20 protein-coding genes are annotated in these 20,189 nt (G+C 69.0%); 9 read left to right on the top strand and 11 right to left on the bottom strand.

All coding sequences use genetic code 11. From position 1 onward, the window contains the following. Positions 1-12: 12 nt before the first annotated feature. On the bottom strand, positions 13-1,926 hold the full coding sequence (dxs, locus tag ABQE89_RS11325) for a 1-deoxy-D-xylulose-5-phosphate synthase (protein WP_448416447.1): 1,914 nt from the start codon (positions 1,924-1,926) through the stop codon (positions 13-15). A gap of 28 nt (positions 1,927-1,954) precedes the next feature. After that, positions 1,955-3,283 (bottom strand): Na+/H+ antiporter NhaA, encoded by a 1,329-nt coding sequence (gene nhaA / locus ABQE89_RS11320; protein WP_448416445.1) that lies wholly within the window; start codon positions 3,281-3,283, stop codon positions 1,955-1,957. A gap of 306 nt (positions 3,284-3,589) precedes the next feature. Here nhaA and ABQE89_RS11315 point away from each other — a divergent pair, with 306 nt between their 5' ends. Genes ABQE89_RS11315 through ABQE89_RS11305 form a run of 3 tightly spaced genes read left to right on the top strand, consistent with a single transcriptional unit; the run spans position 3,590 to position 8,312 of the window. After that, positions 3,590-4,828 (top strand): polysaccharide pyruvyl transferase family protein, encoded by a 1,239-nt coding sequence (locus ABQE89_RS11315; RefSeq protein WP_448416443.1) that lies wholly within the window; start codon positions 3,590-3,592, stop codon positions 4,826-4,828. A gap of 43 nt (positions 4,829-4,871) precedes the next feature. Next, a complete protein-coding gene (locus ABQE89_RS11310; RefSeq protein ID WP_448416441.1) occupies positions 4,872-7,826 on the top strand; it encodes a UPF0182 family protein in 2,955 nt (984 codons plus the stop codon). Positions 7,827-7,850: 24 nt separating this feature from the next. Then, positions 7,851-8,312, top strand: a complete 462-nt coding sequence (locus ABQE89_RS11305; RefSeq protein ID WP_448416439.1) for an Rv1443c family protein — start codon at positions 7,851-7,853, stop codon at positions 8,310-8,312. On the opposite strand, the gene ABQE89_RS11300 is transcribed toward ABQE89_RS11305, so the two are convergent. From ABQE89_RS11300 to ABQE89_RS11290, 3 genes are read right to left on the bottom strand one after another with little or no spacing between them, the layout of a single operon-like run. After that, on the bottom strand, positions 8,309-8,788 hold the full coding sequence (locus ABQE89_RS11300) for an MSMEG_6728 family protein (RefSeq protein ID WP_448416437.1): 480 nt from the start codon (positions 8,786-8,788) through the stop codon (positions 8,309-8,311). The two genes, ABQE89_RS11305 and ABQE89_RS11300, sit on opposite strands and share 4 nt — an antisense overlap. 18 nt (positions 8,789-8,806) lie before the next feature. Then, entirely contained in the window at positions 8,807-10,015 is a 1,209-nt protein-coding gene (locus ABQE89_RS11295) for a class I SAM-dependent RNA methyltransferase (RefSeq protein WP_448416435.1), read from the bottom strand. A 1-nt stretch (position 10,016) separates the two neighbouring features. Then, positions 10,017-12,023: an APC family permease gene (locus tag ABQE89_RS11290; RefSeq protein WP_448416433.1), complete on the bottom strand. Its 2,007-nt coding sequence runs from the start codon at positions 12,021-12,023 to the stop codon at positions 10,017-10,019. Between the two features lie 77 nt (positions 12,024-12,100). Between ABQE89_RS11290 and ABQE89_RS11285 the strand changes: the two genes are divergently transcribed. Together ABQE89_RS11285 and ABQE89_RS11280 are read left to right on the top strand one after the other, a co-directional pair. Beyond that, complete coding sequence (locus tag ABQE89_RS11285) at positions 12,101-12,775, top strand: potassium channel family protein (protein WP_448416431.1); 675 nt, start codon at positions 12,101-12,103, stop codon at positions 12,773-12,775. Between the two features lie 22 nt (positions 12,776-12,797). Further along, positions 12,798-13,463 (top strand): potassium channel family protein, encoded by a 666-nt coding sequence (locus ABQE89_RS11280; protein ID WP_448416429.1) that lies wholly within the window; start codon positions 12,798-12,800, stop codon positions 13,461-13,463. Here the strand turns inward: ABQE89_RS11280 and ABQE89_RS11275 are convergent. Beyond that, entirely contained in the window at positions 13,455-14,150 is a 696-nt protein-coding gene (locus ABQE89_RS11275) for a DUF3159 domain-containing protein (RefSeq protein WP_448416427.1), read from the bottom strand. The two genes, ABQE89_RS11280 and ABQE89_RS11275, sit on opposite strands and share 9 nt — an antisense overlap. Beyond that, positions 14,147-14,518: an OB-fold nucleic acid binding domain-containing protein gene (locus tag ABQE89_RS11270; RefSeq protein WP_448416425.1), complete on the bottom strand. Its 372-nt coding sequence runs from the start codon at positions 14,516-14,518 to the stop codon at positions 14,147-14,149. Before ABQE89_RS11270 ends, ABQE89_RS11275 begins: the two co-directional genes overlap by 4 nt. Before the next feature lie 135 nt (positions 14,519-14,653). Between ABQE89_RS11270 and ABQE89_RS11265 the strand changes: the two genes are divergently transcribed. Continuing rightward, positions 14,654-15,370: an alpha/beta hydrolase gene (locus ABQE89_RS11265; RefSeq protein ID WP_448416423.1), complete on the top strand. Its 717-nt coding sequence runs from the start codon at positions 14,654-14,656 to the stop codon at positions 15,368-15,370. Here ABQE89_RS11265 and ABQE89_RS11260 read toward each other — a convergent pair. Both ABQE89_RS11260 and dut read right to left on the bottom strand, forming a co-directional pair. Next, positions 15,367-16,086 (bottom strand): DUF3710 domain-containing protein, encoded by a 720-nt coding sequence (locus ABQE89_RS11260; protein WP_448416421.1) that lies wholly within the window; start codon positions 16,084-16,086, stop codon positions 15,367-15,369. The genes ABQE89_RS11265 and ABQE89_RS11260 overlap by 4 nt on opposite strands. Positions 16,087-16,101: 15 nt before the next feature. Continuing rightward, positions 16,102-16,566: a dUTP diphosphatase gene (gene dut / locus ABQE89_RS11255; RefSeq protein ID WP_448416420.1), complete on the bottom strand. Its 465-nt coding sequence runs from the start codon at positions 16,564-16,566 to the stop codon at positions 16,102-16,104. 25 nt (positions 16,567-16,591) lie between these two features. Between dut and ABQE89_RS11250 the strand changes: the two genes are divergently transcribed. After that, a complete protein-coding gene (locus tag ABQE89_RS11250; protein ID WP_448416419.1) occupies positions 16,592-17,074 on the top strand; it encodes a DUF3093 domain-containing protein in 483 nt (160 codons plus the stop codon). Between the two features lie 22 nt (positions 17,075-17,096). Here ABQE89_RS11250 and ABQE89_RS11245 read toward each other — a convergent pair whose 3' ends face one another. Then, positions 17,097-17,399, bottom strand: a complete 303-nt coding sequence (locus ABQE89_RS11245; protein ID WP_448416418.1) for a DUF4193 domain-containing protein — start codon at positions 17,397-17,399, stop codon at positions 17,097-17,099. Between the two features lie 186 nt (positions 17,400-17,585). On the opposite strand from ABQE89_RS11245, the gene cei reads away from it, so the two are divergent. Beyond that, the gene (cei, locus tag ABQE89_RS11240) at positions 17,586-18,236 is read left to right on the top strand and encodes an envelope integrity protein Cei (protein ID WP_448416417.1); all 651 of its coding nucleotides are present in this window, start codon (positions 17,586-17,588) and stop codon (positions 18,234-18,236) included. Positions 18,237-18,264: 28 nt separating this feature from the next. Here cei and ABQE89_RS11235 read toward each other — a convergent pair whose 3' ends face one another. Next, on the bottom strand, positions 18,265-19,113 hold the full coding sequence (locus tag ABQE89_RS11235) for an inositol monophosphatase family protein (RefSeq protein WP_448416416.1): 849 nt from the start codon (positions 19,111-19,113) through the stop codon (positions 18,265-18,267). Between the two features lie 116 nt (positions 19,114-19,229). Between ABQE89_RS11235 and ppgK the strand changes: the two genes are divergently transcribed. Then, complete coding sequence (ppgK, locus tag ABQE89_RS11230; protein ID WP_448416415.1) at positions 19,230-20,036, top strand: polyphosphate--glucose phosphotransferase; 807 nt, start codon at positions 19,230-19,232, stop codon at positions 20,034-20,036. Positions 20,037-20,189: the final 153 nt, after the last annotated feature.

The following is a 20,189-nucleotide window of genomic DNA, read 5'->3' as shown; positions in this document are numbered from 1 at the left end:
AGGGGAAGGGAGCTAGTCGAGGTGTCCGCTGACTTCGTGCTCGGCGATCCGGGTGCCCAGCGCGGCCACCCAGCCGGTGATCTGGCGGGCGACATTGCGGTCGGTCAGGCCGACCTCGGTGAGCACCTCGCCGCGCGAGGCATGGTCGAAGAACTCCTGGGGCAGGCCCACGTCGCGGCACGGCACGTCGATCTCGGCGCGCCGCAACGCCGCTGACACCGCGGATCCGACGCCACCGCTGACGCCGTTGTCCTCCAGCGTCACCACCAGCTTGTGACCGTCGGCCAGTTCACCGATCACGCCGGGAACCGGCAGCACCCAACGCGGGTCGACGACGGTCACGCCGATGCCCTGGTTGCGCAGCAGCTCGGCCACCGTCAACGCCATCGAGGCGAAGGGCCCCACCGCGACCAGCAGCACGTCGTCGGACAGTCCCTCTGCCGGGACGGCCAGTACGTCGACACCGTCGCGCCGCTCGATCGCCGGAATGTCTTCGCCCACATCGCCCTTCGGGAACCGAATGGCGGTCGGGCCGTCCTTGACGTCGAGCGCCTCACCCAGCTCCTCACGCAACCGGATACCGTCGCGCGGCGCGGCCACGCGCATCCCGGGCACGATGCCCAGCATCGACAGATCCCATATGCCGTTGTGGCTGGCGCCGTCCGGACCGGTGACCCCGGAGCGGTCCAGCACCATCGTCACCGGCAGCCTGTGCAGCGCCACGTCCATCATGATCTGGTCGAACGCGCGGTTGAGGAACGTCGAGTAGATCGCGACGACGGGATGCAGGCCGCCCATCGCCAGGCCGGCCGCCGACGTCATCGCGTGCTGCTCGGCGATGCCGACGTCGAAGAACCGGTCGGGGAACCGCTGGCGGAACTTGGTCAGCCCCGTCGGGCCGGCCATCGCGGCGGTGATCGCCACCACGTCGCGGCGCCTGGCGGCGTAGCCGATCAGCGCATCGGAGAACACCGAGGTCCAGCCCGGACCGGACACCGACGTCGCCAGACCCGTCTCGGGATCGATGATTCCGCAGGAGTGCATCTGGTCGGCCTCGTCGTTCTCGGCCGGCGCGTACCCCATCCCCTTGCGGGTGACGACATGCACGACGACCGGCGCGCTGAAGCCGCGGGCCCGCCGCAGCGCCGTCTCCACGGCCTGCTCGTCGTGGCCGTCGATCGGACCGACGTACTTCAGGCCCAGATCGCTGAACATCACCTGCGGTGAGAGCGCGTCTTTGATGCCGGCCTTGATGCTGTGCATGCACTGGTAGCAGAACTCGCCGATGACCGGCATTCCGCGGACGGCCTTGCGGCCCTCCTCGAGCACCCGCTCGTAGCCCGGCTGCAGCCGCAGCGCCGCCATGTGCTCGGCGAATCCGCCGATGGTGGGCGCGTAGCTGCGGCCGTTGTCGTTGACGACGACCACGACCGGACGCTGCGCCGCGGCGATGTTGTTCAGCGCCTCCCAGCACATGCCGCCGGTGAGCGCACCGTCACCGACCACCGCCACCACGTGCCGGTTGCGGTGCCCGGACAACTCGAACGCCTTGGCCAGCCCGTCGGCATAGGACAGCGCCGAGCTGGCGTGGCTGGACTCCACCCAGTCGTGCTCGCTCTCGCGGCGCGACGGGTAGCCGGACAGGCCGCCCTTCTTGCGCAGGCTGTCGAACTCGTGGACACGCCCGGTCAGCATCTTGTGCACATAGGACTGATGGCCCGTGTCGAAGATGATCGGGTCGGACGGCGAGTCGAACACCCGATGCAGCGCGAGCGTCAACTCGACGACACCCAGGTTGGGACCGAGATGTCCTCCGGTTGCAGCGACCTTGTGGATCAGGAATTGCCGGATCTCATGTGCCAGGTCGCTCAGCTGCGACTGCGTCAGGTGCTGCAGATCAGCGGGACCGCGGATCTGTTCAAGCATGCCGTCAGTTTAGCCACGCCGATGTAGCTCAGTCGCGTCGAGCCTGGTAGATGTCGGGCACACCATCGTGGTCCGAGTCGACGGTCTCCTGCTCCCAGATCGCCCGGTAGTGGCGGTTACGCAGGCGCAACAGCACCGCGGCGAGCGCGGCCGCGGCGAGTGATCCGGTCAGCACCCCGACTTTGACGAATTCGTCACGATTCGACTGCGTGCCGTAGGCGAGGTCGCCGATGAGCAGCGACACGGTGAACCCGATGCCCGCCAGCATCGCGATGCCCAGCACGTCGACCCAGCGCAGCGCCGCGTCCAGGGTGGCGCGGGTCGCCGCGGCCAGCACCCTGGTGGTCAGGAAGATGCCGACCGGTTTGCCCACCACCAGGCCGAACACGATGCCGAGCGTGATCGGGTCCGCCAGCGCGGCGCCCAGGCCCTGCAGTCCGCCCAGCGCCACCCCGGCCGCGAAGAACGCGAACACCGGAACGGCCACGCCCGCCGACAGCGGCCGCAGCCGGTGCTCGAAATGCTCGGCGAGTCCGGGTCCGGCCTCCGGTCCTCCCGCGGCCTGCGACCGCAACACCGGCACGGTGAATCCGAGCAGCACGCCGGCGACGGTGGCGTGCACCCCGCTCTCGTGCATCAGCACCCAGGTGGCCAGCGCCAACGGGACCAGCAGCCACCACGCTCGGACCCGCCGCTGCACGCACACCGCGAACAGCGCCAGCGGCACCGCGGCCGACGCAAGCGCGGGCAGGTTGATGTGCTCGGTGTAGAACACCGCGATCACCGTCACCGCCAGCAGGTCGTCGACGACCGCCAGCGTCAACAGAAACGTCCGCAGCGCCGCGGGAAGGTGGGTGGAGAGCACGGCGAGCACCGCGACCGCGAACGCGATGTCGGTGGCCGTCGGTATCGCCCAACCGCGCGTCGCCCCGTCGCCCACCGGCGCGGTGAACGCGACGAAGATCAGCGCCGGCACCACCATCCCGCCCACGGCCGCCGCGATCGGCAGCGCGGCCCTGGCGGGGTCACGCAGGTCGCCCGCGACGAACTCGCGTTTGAGTTCCAGGCCGACGACGAAGAAGAACACCGCAAGCAAACCGTCGGCCGCCCACGTGCCCAGCGACAGGTCCAGGTGCATGCCCAACGGTTCGGCGCCGACCTGCAGATCCCGCAAGTCGAAGTAGCCCGCCGACCACGGCGAGTTCGCCCACAGCAGCGCCATCGCGGAGGCCGCCAGCAGGATTGCGCCGCCGACGGTCTCCCTGCGCACGATCGACGAGATGCGGCTGGTCTCCGCCCACGACCCCCTGGACAGCAGCCGCCGGTTGCCGGGTCGACGGGTGGGTTTTGCGGTCACGGGAGTCCTTCTCTGGGCGTGGGAACGGCGAATCCGTCGCCGACCAGACTTCCCGGCACACCCTGCGGTACACCCTAATGGCACCGATGTGACCGCCTGGGCAACACCCGAACCGCGCATGAACTACGTTGGAGGAGTTCCTCCTTGACCATTTGCCGACCATTTGCCGCGAAGTGATGTGATGACCTCGGCCACGCTCACCACCCTCACGACGGCGGCCGAATCCGGGATCCCACCGCCGGCCGTCACTGCCGCGATCGAGTGTGCGGGCCACGAAATGCGCCGGTTTCGATGACACTTCGCAACGTGCCGGCAGCAGCCCCGAACCGGCGCCCAGAGCGCGAGATCGTGTATCTGGTTGCCCCCGGCGGGAATCCGAACTACGGCGACGAGTTCATTCTGCGCGCCTGGCTGCGGCGCCTGGCGGTGATCCGCCCCGAGGCCGACGTCGTCGTCGACTGTCACACGCCGGGGCAAGCCGCGGTGCTGCTGCGCAACTGCCACCCACGGTTGACCTTCGTCGACACGGTGTGGCGGGTGTGCTTCCAGACCGCCCTCCTGCCGCCGTCCGAGGCGGCCGTCGTCGCCGAACAGGCCATCCACGATCCCGGCCGGATGCCGACCATCGTCTCCGGGATCGAACTTCTGGCCCGCGCGAACACCGTCCACCTGGTCGGCGGCGGCTACATCAACGCGGTCTGGTCACACCACATGGCCCTGCTGGCGGCCGCCCTGGCGGCGGTGGACCGCTCCGGTGGCCGCGCGGTGGCCACCGGCCAGGGCCTGCTGCCCGTCGGCGACCCATCCCGCCTGGGCCTGCTGCGGGAACTGCAGGCCCGGTTCGGCCTGTTCGACGTGCGCGATCGCCCGTCACACGAAGCGATCGCCGGAAACAGCGGCCGGGAGTCGTTCAGTTGCGACGACGCCTGGCTGGGCATCGGCGACGAGGGCGTCTACGACACCGAAACCGAGGCGGCCCGGCGCCGCTTCGTGTTCTGCCTGCAGTCCGATCTCGTCGAGGACTTCGCCGGCGGGCGTGGTATCGACGCGCTGATCGGCGCGATCGAGGGCCTGATCGAGCAGTGGCGGATCGACGGACGCGAGGTCGCCGTCATCGAGGGCATCCCCGGCGCCGACCGGATCGTCTTCGACCGGATCGCGCATCTGCTCGAGGGCGTCGTGTTCGTGCCGTTCACCGAGGTGTGGCAGAACGGGCTGCCGGCCCGGCCCGACCAGACCTGGGTCAGCACCCGCTTTCACCCGCATCTGCTCGCCGCGGCCGCCGGGGCCAGCGGTCTGGCCCTGTCCGGACGCACCGACTACTACCCGATCAAACACCAGTCCCTGCTGGAGGCGGGGTCGCGTTGGCGGCTGGCGGACTCCCCGGAGTTGCCGACGTCGCCGGTGCGCGACGGCGGCTTCCCACCGCACGCGGTCACCGCGATGCATCGGCGCAAGCTCGAGGTCGCCGCCGACATCTATCCGCCGGCGCCGTCGTCGATCCGCCGGGCCGTCGGCGCGTTACGCATGATGAGAAGACCTTGACCGACAGTTCGTCCACCGATACGGAACCGATACGGAGCACGACATGAGTACTCGACCGCCGGGCATCAGGCCCCCGTTGTCCAAACGCGGCCGGCGCGCGATGGTGACCGCCGTCGTGGTGGTCGTGCTGTTGCTGGCCGCGCCGCGGTTGGTGAACACCTATGTCGACTGGCTGTGGTTCGGCGAGGTCGGGTTTCGCCACGTGTGGGTGACGGTGTTGGTGACCCGCCTGGTGATCTTCGCGGTGGTGGCCCTGGCGGTGGGTGGGGCCGTGTTCGCCGCGATGGCGCTGGCCTACCGGTGGCGGCCGGTCTTCGTCCCCGCCCAACGCTCCAACGATCCACTTTCGGACTACCGCACGGCGGTGATGGCCAGGCCGCGGCTGATCGCCATCGGCATCGCGGGCGCGATCGGGGTGGTGTGCGGCCTGCTCGCCCAATTGAACTGGGCCACCGTGCAACTGTTCCTGCACGGCGGCTCGTTCGGGATCACCGATGCCGAGTTCGGCCACGACGTCGGGTTCTTCGTCTTCGACGTGCCGTTCTACCGCTCGGTGCTGACGTGGTTGTTCGTCGCGGTGTGCGCGGCGTTGATCGCCAGCCTGATCACCCACTACCTGTTCGGTGGCATCCAGTTGGCGGGCGGCAAGGGAGGGCTGACAGCCGCCGCACGCATCCAGTTGGCGGTGCTCGCCGGGGTGTTGATTCTGCTCAAGGCGGTGGCCTACTGGTTCGACCGCTACGAGTTGCTGACCGGCAACCGCAAGGAGCCCACCTTCACCGGCGCCGGTTACACCGACATCAACGCGGCGCTGCCGGCCAAGCTCGTGCTGTTGGCGATCGCGGTGCTGTGCGCCGTGACGTTCTTCGCCGCGACGGTCATGCGCGACCTCCGGATTCCCGCGATGGCCACGGCGCTGCTGGTGCTGTCGTCGGTTCTCGTCGGCGGCGGATGGCCGCTGCTGATGGAGCAGTTCTCGGTGCGGCCCAACGCCGCCGATGTGGAACGCCCCTACATCCAGCGCAACATCGACGCCACCCGCCACGCGTTCCGGCTCGACGGGGACTTCGTCGAGTACCGCGACTACCCCGGCGTGGGAACCCGTTCTCCGCGTGATGTTCCCGCCGACCTGACCACCATCGCCAACGCCAGGCTGCTCGACCCGAACATCTTGTCGCGGACCTTCACCCAGCAGCAGCAGCTGAAGAACTTCTACAGCTTCCCCGACGAACTCGACATCGACCGCTACCGCATCGACGGTGAGTTGCAGGACTACATCGTCGGCGTGCGCGAGCTTTCGCCCAACAGCCTGACCGGCAACCAGACCGACTGGATCAACCGGCACACCGTCTACACCCACGGCAACGGATTCGTCGCCGCGCCGGCCAACCGGGTCAACGCCGCGGTTCGCGACGCCGCCGAGGCCTCGGAGAGCAACAGCGGGTACCCGATCTACACGGTCAGCGACATCGCCACCCAGGGCTCAGACCGCCAGGTGATCCCCGTCGACCAACCACGCATCTACTTCGGCGAGGTGATCGCGTCGTCGTCGCCGGATTACGCGATCGTCGGCGGCGCACCGGATTCCGCGCCGCGCGAGTACGACACCGACACCTCCACCTACACTTACACCGGTCGCGGCGGCGTGCCGATCGGAAACTGGTTCAACCGCTCGCTTTTCGCCGCCAAGTTCGCCGAGCGCAACATCTTGTTCTCCAGGGCGATCGGTTCCGAGTCGAAGGTCATCTTCCACCGTGATCCCAAGGAGCGTGTGCAACGGGTGGCCCCGTGGCTGACGCCGGACTCCAACACCTATCCCGCGGTGATCGACGGGCGCATCGTGTGGATCGTCGACGCGTACACCACCCTGGACACCTATCCCTACGCGCAACGCAATTCGCTGGAGGGCGTGGTCACCACCACGACGGGTATGGTGCGACCGGGCAAGCAGGTCTCCTATGCCCGCAACTCGGTCAAGGCCACCGTCGACGCCTACGACGGCACCGTGACCCTCTACGAGTTCGACACCGAGGATCCGGTGCTGCAGGCGTGGATGCGCACGTTCCCCGACAGCGTCAAACCGGAGTCCGACATCCCCGGCGAACTGCGCGAGCACTTCCGTTATCCCGAAGACCTGTTCAAGGTTCAGCGCGACCTGCTGGCGAAGTATCACGTCGACGAGCCACGGGAGTTCTTCACCACCAACGCCTTCTGGTCGGTGCCCAGTGATCCGACCAACGACGCCGACTCGGCGCAGCCGCCGTTCTACGTGCTCGTCGGTGACGAGCAGACCGCCAAGCCGTCGTTCCGGTTGGCCACCGCGATGGTCGGCTACAACCGCGAGTTCCTGTCGGCATACATTTCGGCGCACTCCGATCCGGACAACTACGGCAAGCTCACGGTGTTGCAGTTGCCCACCGACACGCTGACCCAGGGTCCGCAACAGATCCAGAACTCGATGATCTCTGACACCCGGGTGGCCTCCGAGCGCACCCTGCTCGAACGGTCCAACCGGATCCACTACGGCAACTTGTTGACGCTGCCCATCGCCGACGGCGGGGTGCTGTACGTGGAACCGCTCTACACCGAACGCATCTCGACCAACCCGAACAGTTCGACGTTCCCGCAGCTGTCGCGGGTGCTGGTCAGTTTCCGTGAGCCGGGTGGCGGCGGAGTGCGGGTGGGATACGCCCCGACCCTCGCCGAGGCCCTCGACCAGGTCTTCGGCCCGGGCACCGGGCGCGCGGCCACGGCGCCCGGCGGAGACGCCACCAGTGCGCCACCGAGTGAAGCCGGCAGGCCGTCGGTGGCCGCGCCCGAATCACCGGCCGCCGCAACGGCACCGCGGCCCAGCGCGCCACCCGAGGCCACGCCGCCGGCGACCGAGGGTGCGCCGACCACCGCCGCCGAACTCAAGGAGGCCCTCGACGAGATGCGCGCGGCCCTGGACAAGATGGAGCGGGCGGTCGACGCGATCGACGACGAGCCCAATCCGTGACGCCCGCCAACGGATAGGACGCCGATGATCGTCGAAGTTCAGAGCACCGTCGACGCACCGGTCGAGCAGGTCTGGGCGCGGATCGTGACGCCGGAAGGCATCAACGACGAACTGCGGCCGTGGATGACCATGTCGATGCCGGCCGGCGCCGAGGATCTGACCGTGGAGACGGTCCCGGTGGGCACTGCGGTCGGCCGCTGCTGGATGCGGTTGTTCGGGGTGGTGCCGTTCGACTACGACCACCTGATGATCGCCGAACTGTGGCCCGGGCGCGGATTTCACGAGGAATCGACGATGTTGAGCATGCGGCTGTGGCGTCACGAACGCACCCTCGACCCGACCGGAGAAGGCAAAACCGTTGTGCGCGACCGGCTGACGTTCACGCTGCGCGCTCCGTTGCGTCCGCTGACACCGGTCATCCGGGTGGGCGTGCGGGCACTGTTCGGCCACCGGCACCGGCGCCTGCAACGCCACTTCGCCGGTTAGACGGGCACCCGTCGTTGCCGGTCCGAGGTCGGCCACACATACGGCAGGTCGTCGGGAACGTCGGGAAAGTGCGGACGGTAGTGCGCGGCGTCCTTGCGCAACAGCGCCGACCGATGGCTGCGGTGCATCGCCTCGTCGCCCAGCCAGGGCGGCACCTCGCCGGCCGCGACCAGGTCCGCCTGCCGGCGGGGCGAGGAGATCCCGGTTCCCCGCACCAGATCGGACACCAGCGTCGTCGCGCAGGTGTCGGCGCGGCCGGTCTCACACCACACCGCGCAGATGTCCAACCCGTAGCGGACCAGCGCCTCCTCGTATCCCGCCCACATCGCCGCGGCGGGGTGATGGCGCCAGCCGTAGCCCGGGACGGTCAGCGCCCGCAGCACCTGGATGGTCTCGACCCGCTGTTTGCCGAGTCGCCGGCTGTCGAGCACACGCGCCGACTGCTCGAATCCGACGTAGGGCAGGAAGGTCTGCATCCGGGGTGGATACCCGCTTCACCGGGTGAGAACCGCCATGCACTCCACGTGATGGGTCAGCGGAAACGAATCGAAGACCCCAAGCTCCTCGACGGCGTATCCATGCCCGCGGTACAGGCCGATGTCGCGCGCGAATGACGCCGCCTCGCAGCCGATGTGGACCACCCTGGGCACCCCGGCGGCGGCCAGCAGATCGATGACCTCGCGACCGGCACCGGACCGCGGCGGGTCCAGCACCGCCACGTCGGCCGCGGATCGCTGCGCTTTGAGCGCGAGGCGCACCGAATCGCGCACCACCGACACCCACGCCATGTCGGCCAGCGCCGCGCGGGCCGAGGAGGCCGCGCCCCGGCTGGTGTCGATGGTCACCACACGCCCGGTCTCGCCGACCGCCTGCGCCAACACGGCGGCGAAAACCCCGGCGCCGCCGTACAGATCCCACGCGGTCATTCCCGCGTCCAGCCGCGCCCACCGGGCCACCAACTCGCTGTACACCGCCGCCGCGTCGCGGTGGGCCTGCCAGAACGCGGTCACCGGCACCCGCCACTGGCGCCGGCCGACCCGCTGCAGCGCTTCGTAGTCGCCCTCGACCACCTGGGTCGGGGTCTTGCGGCCGGTGCGCGGGCCGGACTGCACCACGTGCCGTCTGCCGTCGTCGTCGACCGCCACGTGCAGTTGGGCGCCCGGCGGCCAGCGGCGCTCCGCAATGCCGTCGAGCATGCCCGGGGGCAGTTGGGCGCAGTTCAGGTCGGTCACCAACTCCGCGCTGTGATAGCGGTGAAAACCCGCGCGGCCGTCGGCCGAGACGTCCAGCCGCACCCGGGTGCGCCAGCCCGTGGGCTCCGCCTCCCCCACCGGTTCGGCGTGTGCGTCGTGTTCTGCACGCCAGTGGTAGCCGCCGAGGCGCCCCAGCTGATTGGCCACGACGGCGCCCTTCAACCGGCGCGCGGCCGACGGTTCGACGAAGGCCATGTCGCAGCAGCCGGCGCCGTCGATGCCCGCGATCGGGCAGATCGAGTCCACCCGGTCGGGTGACGGTTCGATGATCTCGACAGCGTCTGCGTGCCAATACGATCCGCGGTCGGCGGTGCCTTTCCTGACGCGGGCCCGGACGGTCTCGCCGGGCAGCGCGTAGCGCACGAAGACCACCCTGCCGTCGAGGCGCGCCACACAACTGCCCCCGTTGGCCGGCGCCCCGGTGGCCACCGTCAATTCGATAGCGTCCATCTCAGTCCAGGAAGCCTCTGCGCGCGTCGCCCGGGGCCGACTGCGGCTGCATCGTCCTGAGTCGTTCCGACGAACTCAGTTGCCAGGGCACCGACGTCACCATGACGTTGGGCTCGAACAACAGCCTGCCCTTCAACCGCAGGGCGCTCTGGTTGTGCAGGATGTTCTCCCACCAGTGGCCGACCACATACTCCGGGATGAACACCGTGACCACGGTGCGCGGTGAGTCCTTGCTGATCCGTTTCACGTACTCGAGCACCGGTTTGGTGATCTCGCGGTACGGCGAGGCGATCACCTTCAGCGGCACACTGATGTCACTGTCCTCCCACTTGGCCACCAGCGACTTGGATTCGGCGTCGTCGACGCTGACGTTGACGGCTTCGAGCACGTCGGGACGCGTCGCCCTGGCGTAGGCCAGCGCGCGGCGGGTGGGCAGATGCAGGTTGGACACCAGCACGATAGCGTGGTTGCGGCTGGGCAGCACGATATCGCCGTCCTCGCCTGCGGCCTGCTCGTCGAGTTCGCGCGAGACCGTCTCATAATGGCGGTGGATCAGCTTCATCATCGCGAACATCGCGCTCATCGCCAGGATCGCGATCCACGCCCCCGCCACGAACTTGGCCACCACCACGATCACCAGAACCGTTCCCGTGCACAAGAATCCGATGGTGTTGACCACCCGCGACCGCTTCATCTTGGCGCGCATCTCGGGGTCGGTCTCGGTGTCCAGCAGGCGCGTCCAGTGCCGCACCATGCCGATCTGGCTGAGTGTGAACGCGACGAACACGCCCACGATGTAGAGCTGGATGAGCGCGGACACGTGCGCCTGGAACGCGACGACGAACGCGATCGCCGCGACCGTCAGGAACAGGATGCCGTTGGAGAACGCCAGCCGGTCACCCCGGGTGTGCAGCTGCCGCGGCAGGTAACGGTCTTGGGCCAGAATCGATCCCAGCACGGGAAAGCCGTTGTAGGCGGTGTTGGCCGCGAGCACCAGGATCAGTGCCGTGACCCCGGCGATCAGGTAGAGCCCGACGGGGAAGCCGTGGAACACCGCGTCCGCCAACTGTGCGATCAGCGTCTTCTGCTGGTAATCCGGCGGTGCCCCGACCAACTGCTCGTGTGGGCGCTCGGCGATCTTCACCCCCGTCGCCCGGGCCAACATGATGGTGCCCAAGAACAGCGTGATCGCGATCAGGCCCAGCATGGCCAGCATGGTCGCCGCGTTGCGTGACTTCGGTTTACGCAGTGCGGGCACTCCGTTGCTGATGGCCTCGACGCCGGTCAGCGCCGCGCTGCCCGACGAGAATGCCCGTGCGACAAGGAAGACCAGCGCGAAGCCGAGGATCTCACCGTGTTCGGAGTGCATCTCGAAGTCCGCCGACTCCGCGCGCAGCGGGGTGTCGAGGAGATAGATCTGCACCAGGCCCCAGCCCAGCATGCCGTACATGCCGATCATGAACGCGTAGGTCGGGATCGCGAACGCGGTGCCCGACTCCCGCACGCCCCGTAGGTTTATCGACGCCACCAACAGGATCGCCGCGACCGCGAACCACACCTTGTGCTCGTTGATGAACGGCACCGCCGAGCCGATGTTGGCCGCCGCAGAAGACATCGACACCGCGACGGTCAGCACATAGTCCACCAGCAGCGCGCTGGCCACCGTCAGCCCGGCGGTCGGGCCCAGATTCGTGGTGACCACTTCGTAGTCGCCGCCGCCCGACGGGTAGGCGTGCACGTTCTGTCGGTAGCTGGCGATGACGACCAACATCACGAAGGCGACGGCCAGGCCGATCCACGGCGACATCGAGTAGGCGGCCAGGCCGGCCACCGACAGCACCAAAAAGATCTCCTCCGGCGCGTAGGCCACCGAGGACAGGGCGTCGGAGGCGAACACCGGCAGGGCCACCCGCTTGGGCAGCAGGGTGTTGGACAGCCTGTCGCTGCGAAACGGCCTGCCCAGAAGCAACCGCCGCGCGGCCGTCGAAAGCTTGGACACGACTGCCAAGAGTAAGCCCAGGAGCAATTGGGCGTCGAAAAGCTGTAGCGTTCCTCAATGCGCAGGTTCAACCGAAAGGATCCCTGGTGCGTGTAGTGGTGATGGGATGCGGACGCGTGGGGGCGTCGCTCGCCGACAGCCTGGCCCGCATCGGCCACGACGTCTCGGTCATCGACCGGGACAGCACCGCGTTTCACCGACTCTCGCCGGAGTTCTCCGGCGAGCGTGTTCTGGGCATGGGATTCGACCGCGACGTGTTGTTGCGGGCCGGCATCGAGGAGGCCGGCGCGTTCGCGGCGGTGTCCTCCGGGGACAACTCCAACATCATCTCTGCCCGGGTCGCGCGGGAGAATTTCGGCGTCGAACGGGTGGTCGCGCGCATCTACGATGCCAAGCGCGCCGCGGTGTACGAGCGGCTCGGCATCCCCACGGTGGCCACCGTGCCGTGGACCACCGACCGACTGCTCAACGTGCTGACCCGCGAAACCGAAACCACCAAGTGGCGCGATCCCACCGGCAACGTCGGCGTGACCGAGCTTGCGCTGCACGAGGACTGGGTGGGCCGGCGGATCACCGATTTGGAGGCCGCGACCGGCGGGCGGGTCGCGTTCCTCATCCGGTTCGGGGCGGGGATGCTGCCCGACGCCAAGACCGTGGTGCAGGCCAGCGATCAGGTGTACCTGGCCGCGATCGCCGGGCACATCGCCGAGGCGTTGGCCATCGCGGCGCTGCCGCCCAGCGAGGACACCGAGACACCGTGACGCGCACGGGAGGAGCAAGTCGATGAAGGTCGCGATCGCCGGGGCCGGCGCGGTCGGCCGGTCCATCGCCCGCGAACTCGTCGAATCCCACGAGGTGACCCTGCTCGAACGCAACCCCGACCACATCGACGTCGACGTGATTCCCGCGGCGCAGTGGCGCCTCGGCGATGCGTGTGAGCTGACCCTGCTGGAGTCGGTGCGCCTCGAGGAGTTCGACGTGGTGATCGCCGCAACCGGAGACGACAAGGTCAACGTGGTGGTCAGCCTGCTGGCCAAGACCGAGTTCGCGGTGCCGCGGGTGGTGGCGCGGGTCAACGATCCCCGCAACGAGTGGCTGTTCGACGAGAACTGGGGCGTCGACGTCGCGGTGTCCACCCCGCGGATGCTGGCCTCACTCGTCGAGGAGGCCGTCGCCGTCGGAGATCTGGTGCGGTTGATGGAATTCCGCAAGGGGCAGGCCAACCTCGTCGAGATCACCCTGCCCGACGACACCCCGTGGGGCGGCAAGCCCGTCAAGCGCCTCGAACTACCGCGCGACGCCGCACTGGTGACGATCCTGCGCGGGGCACGGGTGATCGTGCCGGAATCCGATGAGCCGCTGGAGGGTGGCGACGAACTTCTGTTCGTGGCGGTCGCCGAGGTGGAGGATCAACTACAGGAGTTGCTCCTGCATCCACAGTCACGCTGAGTCGGAGCGGGCGTCGACCCCCGGCGGTGGCGCGTCGGCATCGGCGTCGGTGACCTGCGCGCCGATCGCGCGCTGGGCGGCGCGGATGGCCAGATAGGTGACCAGGGCGGCCACCGCCGTCAACGGCCAGCCCATCGCGATGCGCGCGACCCCAAGCCAGCCGGTCTGGTCGGCGTCGTAGAGGTGGTTCTGCACCACGAACCGGGCGGCGAACACCAGTACCCAGAACATGGTGGCGATGTCGAAAGCCCGCACCGCCCGGCGCACCCGCCGCCAGTCCCGGCCGTGGCCGTTGACCCAGCTCCAGACGAAACCCACCACCGGACGCCGAATCAGCACCGAGGTGGTGAACACCGCCGCCCACAGCAGCGAGGTCCAGATGCCGAGCAGGAAGTAGCCCTTGGACTCGCCGAGCAGGTAGGCGATCAACGCGCAGATCCCGACGCCGAAAAAGCCGGAGATGGCCGGTTGGGCGGTCTCGCGGCGCGCCAGCCGCCAGACCAGGATGACCGCGGCCACGCCCAGCGCCGCGGCGATGGCCGCCGTCAGCCCAGCCAGCTGGGACACCGGAACGAACGCCACCACGGGCAGCGAGGAGTAGATCAGCCCGCTGATGCCGCCCATCTGGTCCAGAAGGGCCGGCGCTTTCGCCATCGGGTTCCCCGGTTCGGTTCCGGGATCGCTCACTTCTGAATCTCGTAGTGCGGGTTGTAGATGGCCTTGGCGCCGCTGTCGAGCTTGCCCACCCGGCCGTGCACCTTGAGCATGCGGCCCGACTCGATCCCGGGGATGCGCCGCTGGCCGAGCCAGACGAGCATCACCGAGTCGGTGCCGTCGAACAGTTCGGCCTTCACGCCGCCCGCACTGCCCTTGCCGCTGCATTCGACGCTGCGCAGGGTGCCGATCATCGTCACTTCCTGACCGCGCTGACAGTCGATCGCCTTCTGTGCGCCGGTGCTGGCGACTTCGTCACTGAGCTCCTCGACGTCACGTTGCTCAGGGTCCTCCGTCAACCGCCGCGTGAGGCGGCGCAGATACCCTTCGGCGGTAGCCATGGCCTTCACCTAGCCTTCTGCAGATCACCGTAGATCTACCCCAATCAACGCCACGGTAGACCTCTTGGTTCCGGTTGGCCACGTTGGGGCGGGGTCGCCACGCCGGGCAATTCGGCGGCAGGGCAACATCGTGTGATGGCGGTCGATCTGCGCGGCGTTCCCGTGGTGCTGCTGCCCGGCACCGGCTCCGACGAAGACTTCGTCTACCGGGCATTTTCCCCCGCGATCGGGCGGGCCGGTGCGACGCTTGGCACACCGGCGCCGCAACCGGACCGGCTGATCGGCGGCTACCTCGAGGCGTTGGACGACGCCGCGGCGGCGGGTCCGATCGCGGTCGGCGGGGTATCTCTCGGCGCCGCGGTGGCGACCGCGTGGGCGCTGGCCCATCCCGAGCAGACGGTGGCGGTGCTCGCGGCGCTTCCGGCCTGGACGGGTGCCCCCGACACCGCGCCCGCGGCGGTTGCTGCGCGTTATTCGGCGGCTTCGCTCTGCCGCGACGGCCTGGCGTCGTCGACGGCGTCGATGCAAGCGTCCAGCCCGCGTTGGCTGGCTGACGAGTTGACCCGGTCGTGGCGGGCGCTGTGGCCGGCGTTGCCCGACGCCATGGAGCAGGCCGCCGCTTACGTCGCGCCCACCCGCGCCGAACTGGCCGGGCTGTCCGCGCCGATGGGGGTGGCCTCGGCCGTCGACGATCCGGTGCATCCGCTCGCGGTGGGCGCCGAGTGGGCGGCGGCCGCGCCGCGGGCCGCGCTGCGCACCTTCACCCTCGACGAGTTGGGGGCCGACCCGTCGGTGCTCGGCGCGGCGTGTCTGGCCGCGCTGCGGGACTGCGATTCGGCCGAGGCGAACTAGCCGCCGGTGATCGTGCGCAGTTGCTGCATGGCCGAGCCCTGTTCACTGCGGCGGGCGGCGGGCTGCGGCGCGGGCGGTTGTTGGCCGGCCTGCTGAGCCTGTTGCGCGGCGGCCTGTGCGGCGGCGGCGGCCAGCTGGTTCGCCATCGGTTCCGGCAACTCCACCGGCAGCGGAGTGCGCACCGGAAGCGGTGTGTCGCCGCGACGGACAACCGTGTCGGCCAATGCGTTTCGCGCCTCCTGGGCCAACGCGTCGATCTTGTCGTGCGCACCGTTGACGACACAGCGGATCATCCAACGGTAGCCGTCGACGCCGATGAAGCGCACCATCCCAGCCTGCGCCGGATCCCCCGGCGCCGTGCCGACGACCTCGCGACCCCACGGGCCGTCCTGGATCGACACCTGCGAGACGTCCTTGCGCAGCGATTCGGCCAGCTCGGCGGCCACCTCCCGCCACAAGCCCGCGCTCTTGGGGGCGGCGTAGGCGGCCACGGTGAACCTGCCGTTGGGCGTGACGACCCACACGGCGCTGGGCACGCCCTGCGGGGAGAGCTCCACCTGCACCTGGCCGGCCTCGGGAAGCGGGATCATCACCGACCCGAGGTCGAGTCGGCCGGTCGCGGCCACCTCGGGGTCGTCGAAGTCCTCGATGTCGAACGGGCCGTCGAAGTCGTCGTCGGCCACGGTGTCGTCGTTGTCGCTGCTGTGTTTACTCATGCCATCTCAGCCATCTCACAAACTCGCATGTCCGCCGGAGGAACCGTGGCCGCCATCGCCACGGGAGGTGTCAGCCAAGCCGGCCTCGTCGAACGAGGTCACCTCGACCAGCTCGGGCAGCTCAACGCGCTGGATCAGCAGTTGGGCGATGCGATCCCCGCGATTAATGACGATCGGGTCCTCCTGGTCGAGATTGATCAGTGCCACCTTGATCTCGCCACGGTACCCCGCGTCGATGGTGCCGGGGCTGTTGACAATCGAAAGGCCCACGCGGGCAGCCAGTCCCGAACGCGGATGGACCAGCCCGACCATCCCGTGCGGCACGGCGACCGCGATTCCGGTTCCCACGAGCGCACGCGCGCCGGACGCCAGCTCGAGATCGATCGCGCTGAACAGATCAACCCCCGCGTCGCCCTCGTGGGCGCGGGTGGGCATCGGCAGACCGGGGTCTAAGCGGACGACCGCCACAGTGGTGGACACGACGACACAGATTACTCTTGGCCGCGTGTCCGACACGCGTGCCACGTCGCAGTCCGTTCGCTACCGCGAACGGCTGCTGGTGCCGTGGTGGTGGTGGCTGCCGGGGCTGGGCGTAGCCGTGCTGTTCGGCCTGGAGGCCAACCAGGGCTTGCCGGCGGTGCCGGTTTGGGTGCCCTATGCGGTGTTGCTGCCGGTCGCGGTGGTGGTGCTGCTGCGCCTGGGCAAGACCCAGGTGCGGGTGGTGGCCGGTGCCGAGGGCACCGAGCTGTGGGTCGGCGACGCCCATCTGCCGTTCAGCGTCGTCTCACGGTCGGCGGAGGTGCCGCGCAGCGCCAAGTCCGCGGCGCTGGGGCGTCAACTGGATCCGGCGGCCTACGTCGTGCACAAGCCGTGGGTCGGCCCGATGGTGCTGCTGGTACTCGATGATCCGGACGACCCCACGCCTTATTGGCTGGTGAGCACGCGTCATCCCGATCGCGTGCTGGCCGCCCTTCGTGATTCCGGCTAGATCGGCTCTGTGGTCTGGGTTTTCAGGCGGCGCAGTCGGTGCACAGCATCACGCCGTTCTTCTCGCTGGCGAGCCGGCTGCGGTGGTGCACCAGGAAGCAACTCGAGCAGGTGAACTCGTCGGCCTGCTTCGGGATGACACGTACCGAGAGTTCCTCGCCCGACAGATCCGCGCCGGGCAGTTCGAACGACTCCGCGGTCTCCGACTCGTCGACATCGACAACCGCCGATTGAGCCTCGTTGCGCCGTGCCTTCAGTTCCTCGAGAGAGTCTTCGGAAACATCATCGGTTTCCGTACGCCTTGGGGCGTCGTAGTCGGTAGCCATCTGGTGTCCCCTCCATCAGCCTTGCAGCAGAGCTTTGTACCAGCGTCGAACGCATCCACCAAATGATTCGTGCCCGGAATGGTACCCGTTGCACTGTGATTTATGTCACAGCGACGGCGGCAAAGCCGGGAAGGTGCAGTACGGCTGCCTATAGAGCGCATTTGCGCACGCCTCTAGAGTGCACACGTGGTCGCGCAAATTACTGAGGGCACGGCGTTCGACAGGCACGGTCGACCGTTCCGCCGCCGCAACTACCTGCCGGGAATTCTCACCCTCGTCGCCTTCGCGGTCGTGACGCTGGTGATCTGGGTGATCGCGTTGACCCGGCCGGTCGACGTCGAGCAGACCGCCGCGTGCAATCCGCCGCCGCCGCCGCCGGATGCGACCGCTCCCACGCTGGGCGAGCAGCTCACCCGCAGCGACATGATCGACGTCATCCCCGCCAAGCTGGCCGACACCCACATCCGCGTGCTCAACGCCAGCGGCCGCGGCGGTCAGGCCGCCGAGGTGGCCGGCGCGCTGCGCGACCTGGGATTCGCCGAACCGACCGCGGCCAACGACGCGGTCTACGCCGACGCCCGACTGCAGTGCCAGGGCCAGATCCGGTTCGGGCCGTCCGGTCGGGCCGCCGCGGCCGCGGTCTGGCTGGTGACGCCGTGCACGGAGATGTACCAGGACACTCGCGGCGACGACAGCGTGGACCTCGCGCTGGGCACCGACTTCAACGAGATCAGTCGCGGCGACGACATCGAGGCGGTGCTGGCCAGCCTGCGCCCGGACGCCACCCAGGCGGCCAACCCCGAGATGGTGCAGAAGGCCCATACCGGCGCCTGCTGAACGACGCCGACGAACGCGGGGTCGACGCCTACCGCGCGCCGCACCGCCGCAGTTCGGCGTCGAAGGCCTCGGCGATCGACGGCGCCGCGGCCACCACGAGTGGCGCCTCACCGTCCGACGGCAACTGCACCCGCGCGCCGGCTTCGGCCGCGATCAGTGCACCCGCCGCCCAGTCCCACACCTGCACGCCCTCCTCGTAGTAGGCGTCCAACCGCCCGGCGGCAACGAAGCACAGGTCGAGCGCGCACGAGCCGATGCGGCGCACGTCGCGCACAGCGGGCAGCAGCTTCGCGACGACCTGCGCCTGGCGGACTCGCCGGTCGGCGGCATAGGCAAACCCGGTGCCCACCAACGACATCGGCAAGTCGGCAGGCGCGCTGGTGCGCAACGCGGTGGTGCTGCCGTCGCGTTGTACGCGCGCCCCGTGTCCGAGCGCGGCGGAGTACAGCGCCCCGCTGGGCACGTCGGCGACCGCGCCGGCCACCGATGCCCCGTCGCGCTGGACGGCCACCGACACGGCGTAGGCCTCGATGCCGTAGACGAAGTTCACCGTGCCGTCGATGGGGTCGAGCACCCACGTCAACCCGTCGCCGTCGACCGGACCGCCTTCCTCCTCGCCGAGAATCTGTTCACCGGGACGCAGCGTCGCCAGACGATCGCGCAGCAACCGCTCGGTCTCGGTGTCGACGACGGTGACGGGGTCGGTCGGCGTGCTCTTGGTCCGCACCGCCGACGCGGCGCGGTGCGGATCCGGTGTGTCGCCGAACACTTCGTCGCGACGGCGCCGGACGAACGCGGCGGCCTCCGCGGCCAGTCGCTCGGCGACCGAGCGCAGCTGGACTGGATCGGTGTCTGGATCTGGGTTGTCATCGGCCACCGGTCCATCGCAGCACAGATGCACCCGCCGGGTTGCGCGAGAGCCGGGCACGACGTTTCCCGAGCCACTAAGGTGTGGAACGCATCGAACCGCCGGGCTGCACCGAAGGAGCGCCGATGACCGCCACCGATACCCCCGCCGTTGCGCCCAGCGGAGGCGGGGGCCGGCGCCGCGGGTTCGGTGTGGATGTCGGCGGAAGCGGCGTCAAGGGCGGCATCGTCGACCTGGACACCGGCGAACTGATCGGCGAGCGGATCAAGATCGCCACCCCGCAGCCCGCGACCCCCGACGCGGTCGCCGAGACCATCGCCGCGGTGGTGCGCGAATTCGGCTGGACCGAACGGCTCGGCGTCACCTACCCCGGGGTGGTCACCGAGGGGACCGTGCACACCGCCGCCAACGTCGACAAGAGCTGGATCGGGGTCAACGCCCGGCAGGTCATCGAGTCGCACCTCGACGGGCAGTCGGTGGCGGTGCTCAACGACGCCGACGCGGCCGGTCTGGCCGAGGAGAAGTTCGGCGCGGGCCGGGACAACAGCGGGGTCATCGTGCTGCTGACGTTCGGCACCGGCATCGGTTCGGCGGTGATCCACAACGGCGTGCTGCTGCCCAACACCGAGTTCGGACACCTCGAAGTCGGCGGCAAGGAGGCCGAGCATCGCGCGGCGTCCTCGATCAAGGAGAAGAAGGGCTGGAGCTACGAGCGCTGGACAGTCGAGGTGACAAAGGTGCTGGTCGCGATCGAGAACGCGATCTGGCCGGACCTGTTCATCGCCGGCGGCGGCATCAGCCGCAAGGCCGACAAGTGGATTCCGCTGCTGACCAACCGCACGCCGGTCGTGGCGGCCGCGTTGCGCAACACCGCGGGCATCGTCGGCGCGGCGATGGCCGCTGAGTCCGACGTGACAGCTACCGCCAAGTAGCCGCGCGCACACCGCGAATTTGCCGCTCATCGCGGCAATCGCAGACACTGTCGTTACAATGGACGTCGGCGGCCGCAGCCCGGATAGCGGCGATATCCAACCGCCAATATTCAACAGCCGACATTTCCGACGGCGCACCAGTCTGCCCATCGG

The organism is Mycolicibacterium sp. XJ1819 (genome assembly GCF_053483675.1).
This window is presented reverse-complemented; position numbering and strand designations above follow the sequence as displayed.

What these genes read in the sequence shown, in the direction of transcription:
- dxs (WP_448416447.1), bottom strand. Translation starts at nt 1,926, where the DNA reads ATGCTTGAACAGATCCGCGGTCCCGCTGATCTGCAGCACCTGACGCAG.
- ABQE89_RS11310 (WP_448416441.1), top strand. Translation starts at nt 4,872, where the DNA reads ATGAGTACTCGACCGCCGGGCATCAGGCCCCCGTTGTCCAAACGCGGC.
- ABQE89_RS11305 (WP_448416439.1), top strand. Translation starts at nt 7,851, where the DNA reads ATGATCGTCGAAGTTCAGAGCACCGTCGACGCACCGGTCGAGCAGGTC.
- ABQE89_RS11300 (WP_448416437.1), bottom strand. Translation starts at nt 8,788, where the DNA reads ATGCAGACCTTCCTGCCCTACGTCGGATTCGAGCAGTCGGCGCGTGTG.
- ABQE89_RS11295 (WP_448416435.1), bottom strand. Translation starts at nt 10,015, where the DNA reads ATGGACGCTATCGAATTGACGGTGGCCACCGGGGCGCCGGCCAACGGG.
- ABQE89_RS11280 (WP_448416429.1), top strand. Translation starts at nt 12,798, where the DNA reads ATGAAGGTCGCGATCGCCGGGGCCGGCGCGGTCGGCCGGTCCATCGCC.
- ABQE89_RS11270 (WP_448416425.1), bottom strand. Translation starts at nt 14,518, where the DNA reads ATGGCTACCGCCGAAGGGTATCTGCGCCGCCTCACGCGGCGGTTGACG.
- ABQE89_RS11265 (WP_448416423.1), top strand. Translation starts at nt 14,654, where the DNA reads ATGGCGGTCGATCTGCGCGGCGTTCCCGTGGTGCTGCTGCCCGGCACC.
- ABQE89_RS11260 (WP_448416421.1), bottom strand. Translation starts at nt 16,086, where the DNA reads ATGAGTAAACACAGCAGCGACAACGACGACACCGTGGCCGACGACGAC.
- ABQE89_RS11245 (WP_448416418.1), bottom strand. Translation starts at nt 17,399, where the DNA reads ATGGCTACCGACTACGACGCCCCAAGGCGTACGGAAACCGATGATGTT.
- ppgK (WP_448416415.1), top strand. Translation starts at nt 19,230, where the DNA reads ATGACCGCCACCGATACCCCCGCCGTTGCGCCCAGCGGAGGCGGGGGC.